The sequence below is a fragment of the Psychrobacter sp. NZS113 genome (assembly GCF_015864825.1).
Taxonomy (GTDB): Bacteria; Pseudomonadota; Gammaproteobacteria; order Pseudomonadales; family Moraxellaceae; genus Psychrobacter.
Map to the genome: position 1 here is coordinate 652,952 of NZ_JADYWL010000001.1, position 13,227 is coordinate 666,178.

At 43.0% G+C, this 13,227-nt stretch carries 9 protein-coding genes; 3 read left to right on the forward strand and 6 right to left on the reverse strand.

The features are described 5' to 3' along the window. Nucleotides 1-44 precede the first annotated feature (44 nt). From lspA to I6E61_RS02760, 4 genes are all read right to left on the reverse strand, one after another. Nucleotides 45-680 carry a signal peptidase II gene (lspA, locus tag I6E61_RS02745; RefSeq protein ID WP_197129343.1) on the reverse strand — a complete coding sequence of 212 codons (636 nt, stop codon included), beginning with the start codon at nt 678-680 and terminating at the stop codon, nt 45-47. Further along, a complete protein-coding gene (ileS, locus tag I6E61_RS02750) occupies nt 673-3,516 on the reverse strand; it encodes an isoleucine--tRNA ligase (protein WP_197129347.1) in 2,844 nt (947 codons plus the stop codon). Before ileS ends, lspA begins: the two co-directional genes overlap by 8 nt. Nucleotides 3,517-3,949: 433 nt before the next feature. Further along, a complete protein-coding gene (locus tag I6E61_RS02755) occupies nt 3,950-4,498 on the reverse strand; it encodes a protein disulfide oxidoreductase (protein WP_197129350.1) in 549 nt (182 codons plus the stop codon). Nucleotides 4,499-4,620: 122 nt separating this feature from the next. After that, entirely contained in the window at nt 4,621-6,258 is a 1,638-nt protein-coding gene (locus I6E61_RS02760; protein ID WP_197129353.1) for a carbon-nitrogen hydrolase family protein, read from the reverse strand. A 637-nt stretch (nt 6,259-6,895) separates the two neighbouring features. On the opposite strand from I6E61_RS02760, the gene I6E61_RS02765 reads away from it, so the two are divergent. Then, nucleotides 6,896-7,525 carry a BLUF domain-containing protein gene (locus tag I6E61_RS02765; protein ID WP_197129356.1) on the forward strand — a complete coding sequence of 210 codons (630 nt, stop codon included), beginning with the start codon at nt 6,896-6,898 and terminating at the stop codon, nt 7,523-7,525. 119 nt (nt 7,526-7,644) lie between these two features. Here I6E61_RS02765 and I6E61_RS02770 read toward each other — a convergent pair whose 3' ends face one another. Then, nucleotides 7,645-9,087 carry an FAD-binding oxidoreductase gene (locus I6E61_RS02770; RefSeq protein WP_197129358.1) on the reverse strand — a complete coding sequence of 481 codons (1,443 nt, stop codon included), beginning with the start codon at nt 9,085-9,087 and terminating at the stop codon, nt 7,645-7,647. A 436-nt stretch (nt 9,088-9,523) separates the two neighbouring features. Here I6E61_RS02770 and serA point away from each other — a divergent pair, with 436 nt between their 5' ends. After that, nucleotides 9,524-10,750 (forward strand): phosphoglycerate dehydrogenase, encoded by a 1,227-nt coding sequence (serA, locus tag I6E61_RS02775; protein ID WP_194195879.1) that lies wholly within the window; start codon nt 9,524-9,526, stop codon nt 10,748-10,750. 208 nt (nt 10,751-10,958) lie between these two features. On the opposite strand, the gene I6E61_RS02780 is transcribed toward serA, so the two are convergent. Further along, nucleotides 10,959-12,017: a rhodanese-related sulfurtransferase gene (locus I6E61_RS02780; protein ID WP_197129361.1), complete on the reverse strand. Its 1,059-nt coding sequence runs from the start codon at nt 12,015-12,017 to the stop codon at nt 10,959-10,961. A 406-nt stretch (nt 12,018-12,423) separates the two neighbouring features. On the opposite strand from I6E61_RS02780, the gene I6E61_RS02785 reads away from it, so the two are divergent. Beyond that, on the forward strand, nt 12,424-13,206 hold the full coding sequence (locus tag I6E61_RS02785; protein ID WP_197129364.1) for a type IIL restriction-modification enzyme MmeI: 783 nt from the start codon (nt 12,424-12,426) through the stop codon (nt 13,204-13,206). Nucleotides 13,207-13,227 lie beyond the last annotated feature (21 nt).

Genomic DNA, 13,227 nt, shown 5'->3' on the forward strand with positions numbered 1-13,227 from the left:
CTTTTTTATTTATAAGTCAAACTGGTTTATTTAACTGTCTTCAATTATGCTCGCGGCATTTCACGCTTCTTTTCCAAGAACAGCATATCAATGACAATCATTACCACGCCAATACTGATACCCATATCCGCGATATTAAAGATAGGGTAATGCCAGACATCGGCATTATGTACATGGATGAAATCGATGACGTGACCATGTAGCAGACGATCGATTAGATTACCAACTGCGCCGCCTAGTACCAATGCTAAGCCTGTAGATAGCAACTTGGCTGTGCGTGGCGCTTTAATCAAATAGCCAATTAAGAACAGTGACATCAATAATGCCAATCCTGAAAAAAACCACTTCTGCCAACCGCCAGCATCTGCTAAAAAGCTAAAAGCAGCGCCATAGTTATATGCCAATGTCCAATTAAGGAACGGCTCAATCACCGGTACTGGCTCATGAAAAGTCAGCTTGGTTTCAGCCAACCATTTCGTCCACTGATCGATGATAACTACGACCAACGATAGTAAGTACCACGTAAAGGCGCGGCTGCCATTAGCGAGAATTTTTGGTGTCTTGGTCAGACGACCTTTAGGCGTTGACGAGCTACCCGTCGTCGCATGAGCTGGCTCAGGTGAACCATCGCTCTGAATATTAGCCTGCTTATTTTCCGCTGGTTCTGTTGAGTTAGGCATAATGACGCACCTCGCCATTACCGCTGACGTTGGTTACGCAGCGTGCGCATAAATCAGGGTGCGCGCTATCTGTGCCGATGTCATCACGGATATGCCAACAGCGTACGCATTTGGTGCCAGTAGCGGCACTGATATCTACCACTAAATCTGTAGATTCTTCTGCATTACCTTCAGTTTGACCCTCTAGATTTACTTTTTCAGCAGGTGCTTCGCTCATTGGTTTTAAGGTGGCACTACTGGTAATGAGTACAAAACGCAGCTCTTCGCCAAGTTTGGCTAAGCTCTCATGCATCGCACCATCAGCATATAAGTTCACATCAGCAGATAGGTTGGCATTGATGATTTTCTCACCACGTGCGGTTTCGATATTTTTATTCACCATGTCTTTGGCGCGCATGATACGTTGCCAGTCATCATTGCTAATAGCACTTAGCTCAAGAGCGGGGAACTCATACCAGCCTTCGGTAAAGACATAGCTATCAGCACCGTGCAACACTTCCCAGGCTTCTTGCGCAGTAAATGACAAGATCGGTGTAATCCAGCGAATAAGTGCCTGAACGATATGATAGATAGCTGTTTGCGCAGAGCGACGCGGCTGACCATCAGTTTGTGTCGTATATTGACGATCTTTAATGATGTCTAAGTAGAAACTACCCAAATCTTGCGAGCAAAACGCAGTGATATGCTGAGTGACTTGGTGAAAGTCCATTGCATCATAAGCGCTGATGATTTGTGCCTGTACTGTCTGTGCGCGCTCAATGATGAATTTATCAAGGCTAACCAGTTCATTGATATCAACACTGTTGGTCGCTGGGTCAAAGTCGTCGGTGTTGGCTAGCAAGAAACGTAGGGTATTACGGATACGGCGATACATATCGATCGCGCCTTTGAATACCGTTTTACCTGCGCTCATCTCATAACGATAGTCGCTAGAAGCAATCCACAAACGCAGCATATCAGCGCCTGTTTTATTGATTTCTTCTTGCGGGGTGATGATGTTGCCAAGTGACTTACTCATCTTGCGACCGTTTTCATCGACCACAAAACCATGGGTCAATACTTGCTTAAACGGTGGGCGCTCGTACATGGCTTCTGACGTTAGCAGTGAGGTCTGGAACCAACCACGATGTTGATCAGAGCCTTCTAGATACATATCAGCTGGATTGGTCAACTCATCACGCTGATCAAGTACCGCAAAATGCGTCGTGCCTGAGTCAAACCATACGTCTAAGGTATCAGTCGCTTTGTCATAGTCAGCCGCTTCTGCGCCTAAGAAATCTTCACAGCTGGCATCAAACCAAGCTTCAACACCACCTTCATTGATTTTTTGTGCCGCGACTTCCATCAGCTCAAGCGTGTTTGGATGCAATTCGCCTGTTTCTTTGTGAGTAAAGAAAGTAATTGGCACACCCCATGTACGCTGACGTGAGATACACCAATCTGGACGACCATTCATCATAGATTCGATGCGGTTCTGACCCCATGCTGGCGTCCAGTTGACTGAAGGAATGTCAGCAAGCGCACGATCACGTAGGCCTTTGGCTTCCATGCTGATAAACCATTGCGGCGTTGCACGGAAGATAATTGGTGACTTATGACGCCAGCAATGTGGATAGCTGTGTTCAATTTTGGTATGGCTGATTAAGTGACCATTGTCTTGTAAAGCGGCGATGATTTGTGGATTTGCCTTATAGATGTGCTCGCCAGCGAATACGGCTGCGCTTTCTAAATAAACACCAGTACCACTAACTGGGTTTTCAACTGGTAAATTATATTTAAGACCCACGATATAATCGTCTAGACCATGACCGGGAGCCGTATGGACTAAGCCAGTACCACTATCAGTGGTCACGTGATCACCTAAGATAAGCGGTACTTGGCGATCTTCAATCAATGGATGCTGGGCACGCAGACCTTCAAGCTCGCTTCCTGATACCGTCGCTAGGATGCCTTTATTTTCTAACTTAAGTTCTACGACTGCCGTTTCGACAAGGTCGGCCGCCAATAAAAAGTTGCCTTTTTCAGTCGCGACGACACTATAGTCGCTGTCAGGGCTGACAGCAATGGCTTGGTTAGCAGGCAACGTCCAAGGGGTCGTTGTCCAAATGATGGCGGCGATATTGCCTAAGTTAGCCAATGCAGCCACTTTGTCAGTATCGAGCACATCAAAGCTTACGTAAATGGCGTCTGATACTTTATCTTGGTATTCGACTTCGGCTTCTGCCAGTGCAGAGCTACAGTCCAAGCACCAGTTGACGGGTTTCATACCGCGAGTGACGTGACCATTGTCATAGATTTTGGCCAATGCGCGCACGATATTGGCTTCTTGATGGAAGTTCATGGTCAGATAAGGGTTGTCCCAATCGCCAAAGATACCCAAACGTTTGAAGTCAGTTTTTTGCAATTCAATTTGCGTACTCGCATACTCACGGCACAGACCACGAAACTCTGTTGCTGAGACTTTTTTGCCGACTTTACCGACCTTGGCTTCGACTTTTTGTTCGATTGGCAGACCGTGACAGTCCCAACCGGGTACGTAAGGTGCATCAAAGCCTGACAAGGTTTTTGACTTTACGATAATATCTTTTAGTACTTTGTTAACCGCATGACCTAAGTGAATCTGACCGTTAGCGTATGGAGGGCCATCGTGCAAAATATACTTAGGAGCACCGATACGCGCTTGGCGAATTTTGCCATACACATCATCTGCTTCCCAAGCTGCCAGCCAATCTGGCTCACGTTTGGCGAGATTTGCACGCATCGCAAAAGGTGTGTCTGCAAGGTTTAACGTGTCTTTGTAGTCTTGGCTTGGTGTGTCGGTACTTTTATCAGTCATAGAAGGTATCTTTTTAAAGGGTAGGTTTGTGTGTCGGTTCAAAACCGGATACAAGGCTCAATGTTCAATATAATACTGGGATTTATGCTGAGTTATTACTGCTTAATTGCTAATATAATAATAGGTATATTGCTCATGATAGTTGGTTTATCAACCGTCATGTCAACAAATAACCATTTCGATAAATAGTGACGTCAATAATAAATGGTAATGAGACGATTGCAACATAAAATGTGCTGGTAAAAATAATGAGAAAAAATATTTAGATCGGCAGCTATTATATGACAAAAAGGGTAGGGTAAAAAGAGCTGGTCCATTTCACTCTAACTTTACCCAAAATCAATCATGTATATCAGTCATTAAATAATACGCATTAGAATATTAATTATCTATTTGTTACGATTACATGAACTGTTTACGTACTAATTAAGCATTAAAAAATAGACGATAACCACAGTCGTAACTTCAATGACCAAAGTGGCTGAATCCCTGTCAACCCTTGCGTCATCTTACCATCTTTCAGAATGACATAGGATGGTGTGACTTGTCCTTGCCAATCATCAAAGATATAACCCTCTTGGTCATTTACCGTCGTAAACTTAAAGTCTTTTTCGGTCAGGTAGCTCTGCAGCTCTTGGTTGGAACCTGATTGAACAGCGATAGTAACAACAGGATAGTTATTTGCGGCGGCCAGCTTGTTTATCGTTGGAGAGGTAAAGCTACAGACTGAACACCACGTACCCCAAAAATATACCAGTGTCGGTTGCTCGTGACTCAGCGCGGCTAAATCAACTGTTTGCCCTTGATAGTCCATCAATTGCAACTGAGGATTGGCTGGCATGACAGGTTGTCGCCACCAGTTGACCGCGGTATAAATCACGACAAACATTAGACCGTATAACAGCACTGTTTTAACGATGGACAGTATTTTTTGCTTTGGTGTTTTTTTAGCAATATCTTTCTTTAAGGTATCAGTCGTCATAGTGGCTGCTTTTTTGTCCTATGTATTTTTGGTAGATAAAAATAAACGGCTGAGAGGTCAGCCGTATTATTCACAAATTTGATTACATAGTTGTTAACAGGTGATTTCTCTTACCCGCCTGATTAAGGCTTTTGCGCGCGGTCCTGTAATGGATTGCCTATAAGTACGCTGCCTGAGTTTTCGCGGCGTTCTTCATCAGTCAGTTTGCTGGCTGGAATTTTGGCTTTCTTCTTCCATTTTAGACTGAATAAGTCATCACGGCGGTCAATCAGGTTATGAACTGAGCCTTCGTTACGCACATGGGTAAGTTTGTCTAAGTTCACATCAGAGAAAAACACCATTTCGGTATTGGCCGTGGTTTCCGCCATAATTGCATCATGCGGGAATGCAAAATCTGATGGTGAAAAAATAGATGACTGAGCATACTGAATATCTAGACTTTCTACCTGCGGTAAGTTACCAACTGAACCACAAATCATCACATAGCATTCGTTTTCAATCGCGCGTGCTTGGGCACAATGACGCACACGTAAGTAACCGTTCTTCGTGTCTGTCCAAAAAGGTACGAACAAGATATCCATGTCATCTAGCGCCAAGAGACGAGCAAGTTCGGGGAACTCAACATCATAACAAACCAAGATACCAATGCGACCAGCGTCTGTATCGAACACCTTAACCTCATCACCGCCCTCGATGACCCAAGCGCTGCGCTCATGTGGGGTGATATGAATTTTGCGCTGCTCTTCAACCGTACCATCACGGCGGCACAGGTAGCTGACGTTATATAGGGTGTCATCTTCATCTAGTAACGGCATAGAGCCACAGATGACGTTTACGTTGTAGCTGACCGCTAGATGCGATATCTCATTTTTGAACCACTCGGTATATTCTGCCAAAAATCGAATGGCAATGTTTTGATCTGTTGACTCGCATAGACCCATCAAAGGTGCGTTGAAAAACTCTGGCAAGCAGGCAAAATCTGAGTTGTAATCAGCCATGATATCGACAAAAAATTCGACTTGTTGTAGTAGCTCTTCAGGCGACTCTACTTCACGCATCTGCCACTGGATACCACCGATACGTACTTCAGACTTACGCGTATTGGGCTTGTAGTCTTTTGGCTCATAATAAATATTGGCCCACTCAAGCAGGGTAGCAAAACCTTTAGACTGAGCATCATCTGGCAGATAAGCAGTTAGGATACGCTTGACGATAAAGCCATTTGATAGTTGAAACGATAGCGCAGAGTCATGGATTTCACGAGCTGCGACGGCATCGATATAGTCGCCAGGGGTGAGGTCTTGATGATTATGGTAGTTAGGGATACGACCACCGGCCAAAATCGCGCGGAAGTTCAGCTGACGACACAGCTCTTTGCGCGCATCATATAATCTACGTCCTAAGCGATAGCCACGATATTCCGGATCAATCAAGGCATCTAGACCATAGATAGCGTCACCTTCCGGGTTGTCTCTAATAATCTCTTTTTGACCAATCAAATCGTCATAAGTATGTGGGTTAGAGAACTTGGCATAGTCCACGCGCATAGAGAGAACGATACCGATCAGCTGATCATGATCAAACATTGCAATCTGCCCTTCAGGAAAGGCATCAATCAAAGTATGGATAGTGGTTTTTGACCATGCGCCGCCTAAGTTGACATAAACACGGTCCATCAATTCTTTTAATTGAGGGTAATCTTTTTTCTTGATCTCAGCAATCGTTAGGTGAAGGTCATCTAGTTTTTCTATCTTACTCATAATGTTCCTGTTTTAAATATTTGTTGATATTAGTCATGGCTAGTAGGGCAGCGTATATTGCTTATAAATCCAATACGTGGTCAGTCTGGCCGAGTTTACTCTTTGTAGTATTTTAACTCGCCTTCCTTGTATATGGATTATCTTAATCGAGTTTGACAGTCACGTTGGCAAGTTTTTATATAAAAAAGTGATAAAAACATTCCAATCACAAAACATTATCGTTACAATAATTTATCATTGTATTTACAATAAGTTATGCGTGTATTTTATCTTATTTTGCCTGCTAAATTCAGCGTCGCTAAAGTGGTTTTTAAAGTTGATATCGCTTAAAAATGAATATAGGAAGTCGTAAGATTTGTATGTGACTATCTTCACTATCGTTTATTACTATTTTCAGGTAATACGTATGAAGAAAACCTCATATTAATTCGATATCGCTTTTATATAGCATTTCTTACTTGGTAGCTTAGTCGCTTTATGTCGCTCGTTATCATAGCAAGCTACACAAGCAATGACAGTCTAACGTGGTAACTATTTGCTACGTTTTTGTGAGTCAGTATCTTTTTTATTCGGGCATCGTTTTCCTTTGCTTGTTTTGTTTAGCCGTATTCAAACGGCTTTTTAGGATTGTTTTATTATGCCCTTAAGTCACACCGATATAGTCAGTACGTGGGACGAGATAGAAGACTCAACTCTGGTCCAATTGGTTTATGTCAGTAGCCTGACGATTGCCTCACGCTTAAGCGCCTCTATATTTGACGAAGTAGAAAATCATGCACGTGACTATAATCAGCAGCATGGCATCACAGGTACGCTATGTTATGGTAGTGGCCACTTTTTGCAATGCATCGAAGGTGAGAAGGCTCACGTATATGCACTAAAGCAACGCATTTTTGCAGATAGCCGCCATAAAGATGTTGAGGTGCTGCTCTTACAGACCATAGAACATCGTAGTTTTGCTGACTGGCGTATGCGTTTGCTGTTTTTGGAACGTTGGTTATGGTCACCAGCGACCAAAAATCAAGCCACGCAACTGTCACCGTATCTGCCATTCGCACCGCATGGCTGGTCCCCTGTCCGTACTGAGCAATTTCTGCATATTATAAAAACCTTTGATAGCCCGCCGCATGTGAAAGCCGCAGGTATTACGTATAATGCCCTGGGTAATATGTTTCGTCATATCGCAGCGCCGCATCAAGCATTTTTGATCATTCAAGGATTTTTAAGCGTATTGCTTGTAGTAGCGCTGATACTACTTTATTTATAAATTATCGCTTTTATAAACTAAAAAAGACGCTAACCTTTATGGTTCAGCGTCTTTTTTATTGAGGGTAAGTTAAACGTTTAAGATACCCTCACTCTCGTGAGTAATAAACTTATTACGTATTACATATCAAAAATCTTACCGCGGTTCATGATATTGTTTGGATCAAAGACTTTTTTAACCTCTCGTAAATAATCAATCTCTGTCTCGCTACGGCTATAACTCAGATAAGGTTTCTTTGTCATGCCCACGCCGTGTTCAGCAGACACCGAACCGCCATATTTTTGTACTGTCTCAAACACATGCTTATTGACCACCTGACATTCTGCAAAGAAATCATCCTTACTTATATTCTCAGGCTTTAAGATATTCAAATGCAAGTTGCCATCCCCGATATGACCGAACCAGCACACCTCAAAGTCAGGATAGTTACTGCTGACAATGTCATCAATTTCAACAATGAACTCAGGTACATAGCTGATAAGGACAGAGACGTCATTCTTATAAGGGGTGAATACTGAAATGGTCTCAGAGATGTATTCGCGAAGCTTCCACAGCTCTTCAGCTTGGGCTAAGCTCTGACTCATGACGCCATCGACGACCCAACCTTGCTCCATACAATGCTCAAATATGGCCATGGCCTTATCCATGATTGGCTCATAAGGCGCTTCGAACTCTAGCAACGTATAAAACTTGGTACGTGACTCAAACGGCTCTTGTACTTGACCATGTGCCATCAGTTTATCAATCGCGACATCGTCAAAGAATTCAAAGGCGGTCAAGTCAATCTTGGCTTGAAAGGCGGATAGCACATTCATGACATCGTTAAAGCTGTCCATGCCGAGTACCATGACACTTAAGTCTTGCGGCTGACGCTCTAGCTTGATCTGGGCATGGGTAACTAGACCTAGCGTGCCTTCGCTACCAACAAACAATTGACGCAGATCATAACCAGTCGCGTTCTTAACCATACCACGGTTGAGATGTAAGATATCACCTTTACCAGTGACAACAGTCAGTCCCATAATCCATTGACGGGTCATGCCATAGCGAATGACTTTGATACCGCCTGCGTTAGTACCGATATTGCCACCGATTTGACTTGAACCTGCTGAGGCAAAGTCGACAGGGTAGTACAAGTCTTTAGATTCAGCAAACTGCTGCAACTGCTGCGTGATGACGCCGGCTTCGACTTCAACTATTCGATCGGCCGGATAGAACTGTCCGATACGGTTCATCTTATCCATACTGACGACAATCTCACCATTAGCGGCGACTGCGCCAGCTGATAGACCAGTACGACCACCACTTGGTGTCAGGACGACGTTGTGCTCATTGGCAAGTAGGACGATAGATTGCACTTGCTCGGTAGTTTTCGGAAAGACGATGGCGGCAGCGGCAGGCGCAAAATGCTTGGTCCAGTCTTTGCCCCAATGCTCTAAACTCTCAGCGTCAGTTTTGATTTGGCTGGCATCAAACTGATGAGTCTCAATCAGAGTACTTAAAATAGTTTGGACAGCTGCGGTATGGGTTTCAGGTGTGCTTTGGCTAGATAAAGAAGTCATGGTCAAATCTCGGTATAAACAAACGCTATGTATAAAGGGGATTATTATATCGCTAAATTGATAGAAATATACTTATCATAATTGTAGTGACTTACGCATTGTAGTGACATCCGCACTTTTAGGTAAGTGTGTTCAACTCAGTAGGTGTTGGTGATTGTGATTGTGATAATTATAGAGTGATATGATGGCATGTGCATGCACAAGCGTAAATAGTATAGTAAAGAAACTATTCGCTCATGTTCAATACACACTAATAAACACTGAAGGATATAATTCACTATAGCATAAAAAAAATTCAGGATAGATAATCAATAATTCATCTAATCTGCTAACATCGGCGTCGAATTTTGTGTAAGATATCTAGACTGTTTTCGTTTCATCCATCATAGATTATCGCGCAGATAATTTTATAAGACAATTATAGGACAGTTCCCACATGGCGTTATCACTACAAAAAGACAAAATCCGGTTTTTATTGCTTGAAGGTCTACATGCCAATGCTCTAAAAGTATTGGAAGGCGCTGGCTATCATAATATCGAAAATATCAGCCAGGCTTTAGATCAAGATGAGCTCATTGAAAAAATTAAAGATGCCCACTTCATTGGTATCCGTTCGCGCACTCAGCTAACACGTGAAGTACTTGAGCATGCACACAAGCTGATCGGCATTGGGTGCTTCTGTATCGGTACCAACCAAGTAGATTTGGAAGCAGCTCGCGATCTAGGTATCCCTGTCTTTAACGCGCCATACTCAAACACCCGCTCAGTGGCTGAACTGGTATTGGCTGAAGCTATTATGCTGTATCGTGGTATCCCTGAAAAGAACGCCACCGTACATCGCGGCGGCTGGGGCAAGTCTGCGACTAACTCACATGAAGTACGTGGTAAGACCATCGGTATCGTTGGCTACGGCTCTATCGGCTCACAGCTGTCTGTATTGGCAGAAAGCTTCGGCATGAAAGTCATTTATCATGATGCCGTGACCAAATTGCCACTAGGTAATGCTGTGCAAGTAAGTAACTTAGAAGAATTATTATCAACTGCCGACATCGTTACATTGCATGTGCCTGATGTACCAAGCACGCGCTATATGATGAAAGCTGAGCAGTTCGCGCAAATGAAAGAAGGCAGTTATTTCATCAATGCCGCACGTGGTACTTGTGTAGAGATTGATGACCTTGCTGCTGTGCTTGAGTCTGGTAAAGTATTGGGCGCAGCGATTGATGTGTTCCCGAAAGAGCCAAAATCTGCTGACGAAGAGTTCGAATCACCACTGCGTAAGTTTGACAATGTTATCTTGACGCCGCACATCGGTGGCTCAACGCAAGAAGCACAGGCTAACATCGGGCTAGAAGTGGCAGATAAGTTTGTTCGATATTCTGATCAAGGTGATACGGCGACGGCTGTTAACTTCCCAGAAGTATCTGTTCCGTTCAAAGAAAACTCGCATCGTCTGCTGCACATTCACAAAAACGTACCGGGCGTATTGTCACAAATCAACCGTCTGTTCGCTGAAGCAAACATCAACATTCTAGCGCAAAGCTTAATGACCGAAGGTGATGTTGGTTATCTGGTGATGGATGTGGATTATAACGATTCAAGTGCCGCTCTAGATCAGCTAAAAGACGTGGAAGAGACTATCCGCGTACGTATCTTATTCTAGTATAGTTAATCCACTATAAAAGAGTTACAGCGTTAACCTCGCTTGAAGTATTACATATACATCTGCACTCGGTTGCCTTGTAACACTTTCAAATGGGATCAACTATATCAGCGTTGATTGTTTCGATAAACACTGACAATTTGTTATAAAAAAGAGAGGCTCTAATAAATAGAGCCTCTCTTTTTTGTTTAGCCTGAAGTAAGACTGTTTATTTCTTTTTGGCTTGGTTTGCTGCATCGGCTAAACGTTGTGCTTCAACCTTAGCGGCTTTGCGTTTCTCTATCACATCTATCACGTCGCTACCGATGTGTGCTTCACCACGTTTTTTGGCCAATTGCATTTGGTGTTCACGTTCGCGAAAGCGGGCTTTTTGCTCTTCAGTTGCTTTATCGATACAATGCGGGCATGACTCGCCTTTAATATAGGCGCTGCTTTGCATGTCATCAACAGTAATGGGCATGCGGCATGCGAAACATTGCTCGTAGCTGCCTTTTTCTAAGTTGTGATTGACCGATACACGGTTGTCAAAGACAAAGCAGTCACCTTCCCACATAGAGTCGCTAGCAGGTACTTCTTCTAGATATTTTAGGATGCCGCCTTCTAAGTGATAAACCTCTTCAAACCCTTGTTCACGCATATAGGCAGTGGATTTTTCACAGCGGATACCACCTGTGCAAAACATAGCGACTTTTTTATGTTTAGCTGGATCCATCTCTTTTGCCACGTATTCTGGGAACTCACGGAAGGTCTCCGTATTTGGGTTGACAGCATTTTTAAAGGTACCGATTTGCACTTCATAATCGTTACGAGTATCGATCAGAATGACATCAGGATCAGAGATTAGCGCATTCCAATCGCTTGGTTTTACATAACGGCCGACCGATTGCAAAGGATCGATATTTTCAACACCCATGGTAACGATTTCTTTTTTGAGCTTCACTTTGGTGCGATAAAAAGGCTGAGCATCAGTATAAGATTCTTTAAAAGTAAAACTACCAATCGCTTCGATACTACGCAGATACTCGAGGACGTTATCAATACTTTGGCGCGTGCCAGAAATCGTACCGTTAATACCTTCAGCGGCAATTAACAAAGTGCCTTTGACGTCGTTATCGAGCATGGTATTTAAAATCGGCTCACGGTATTGCTCAAAGTCAGCAAAGCGTGTGAACTTGTAGAGTGCTGCAACTACGATATTGTTAGTGACACTGTCGTAGGCGGGTGCTGCTTTGTTATCAGTTGCAGTACTGTCTTGGGTATTACTCATGTTTTTCTCCTGCTGGCTAGGTCGTAAACCTAGTGCATTGGGTTAACAGTCTGGTTCAAACAAACACGCTATTGTGTCATCCTCGCTTGATGTACTCTGGGTACAATCTGCGCTCGGCTTTCTTATATCACATTCATTTGAAGTAGACTGTGTCATTTCAAAATGGGTTATAACACTAGCCTGATTGTGGAATTGGCTAATGCGCGCGTAGTGTAGCAAATTTCAGTAGGATTTTGAATAGTTCAATAGCTAATAGCTAATAGCTAATAGCTAATAGCGTCGCTAAAGCAGTATACGAATCATTAAGCAATCTTATCTGAGCGATTACCACTTTTAGACGTTTATCCAATGAGTAGAGCTTGCTATAGTAGATGTTTGCTCATTATTTTATTGTAAAGGCGCTCGTATGTCTCTGTTCCAATCTATCATTATCGAAAAATATGTCCGTGAACTTGATAACACTCAATTAGAGACAGCATGGCAGACTTACAGCCATTGTTTTTTAAACCTATCTAAACAAGACAACATCCGTCTAAGTAAAGAAGAGCAGTATCAAGAGGGCTTTTTGCGTGACTTATTTGTCGATGTCTTTGGTTACACACTAAATCCCAATCCTAGCTATGACATAACGACAGAATTCAAAAACCAAACGGGTAGTAAAAAAGCTGATGGCGCAATACTCAAAGACGGCCATGCTATTGGCGTGATTGAGCTAAAAGGTATGAATACTACCGACCTTAGCAAAATTGAGCAGCAAGCCTTCGGATATAAAAATAATCAGCCCAAATGTCGCTATGTCATAACATCTAACTTTCAAAAGCTGCGTTTGTATATCGATAATGCGGTCGAGTTCATTGAGTTCAATCTATTCACTTTGACTCAAGACGACTTCGCATTGTTGTATTTATTACTGCATCGTGATGGGATCATGGGCGATTTGCCTGCCAAGCTCAAGTTAGCATCTCTATCACAAGAAGAGGCGATAACGAAGCAACTCTATAAAGATTACTCGGTATTCAAACGAGAGCTATTCAACGACTTGACTAATAATAATCCGAGTGTGGATAATCTGGTATTGTTTCAAAAATCACAAAAGCTACTCGATAGACTACTGTTTATTTTCTTTGCTGAGGACAGTCATTTACTGCCAGCCAATTTTGCCAAAGGCATCATCAGCGAGTGGGAGTAGTTGAAATCGCTAAAGATGACT

What these genes read in the sequence shown, in the direction of transcription:
- I6E61_RS02770 (WP_197129358.1), bottom strand. Translation starts at nt 9,087, where the DNA reads ATGACTTCTTTATCTAGCCAAAGCACACCTGAAACCCATACCGCAGCT.
- I6E61_RS02785 (WP_197129364.1), top strand. Translation starts at nt 12,424, where the DNA reads ATGTCTCTGTTCCAATCTATCATTATCGAAAAATATGTCCGTGAACTT.
- I6E61_RS02765 (WP_197129356.1), top strand. Translation starts at nt 6,896, where the DNA reads ATGCCCTTAAGTCACACCGATATAGTCAGTACGTGGGACGAGATAGAA.
- serA (WP_194195879.1), top strand. Translation starts at nt 9,524, where the DNA reads ATGGCGTTATCACTACAAAAAGACAAAATCCGGTTTTTATTGCTTGAA.
- I6E61_RS02780 (WP_197129361.1), bottom strand. Translation starts at nt 12,017, where the DNA reads ATGAGTAATACCCAAGACAGTACTGCAACTGATAACAAAGCAGCACCC.
- lspA (WP_197129343.1), bottom strand. Translation starts at nt 680, where the DNA reads ATGCCTAACTCAACAGAACCAGCGGAAAATAAGCAGGCTAATATTCAG.
- I6E61_RS02760 (WP_197129353.1), bottom strand. Translation starts at nt 6,258, where the DNA reads ATGAGTAAGATAGAAAAACTAGATGACCTTCACCTAACGATTGCTGAG.
- I6E61_RS02755 (WP_197129350.1), bottom strand. Translation starts at nt 4,498, where the DNA reads ATGACGACTGATACCTTAAAGAAAGATATTGCTAAAAAAACACCAAAG.
- ileS (WP_197129347.1), bottom strand. Translation starts at nt 3,516, where the DNA reads ATGACTGATAAAAGTACCGACACACCAAGCCAAGACTACAAAGACACG.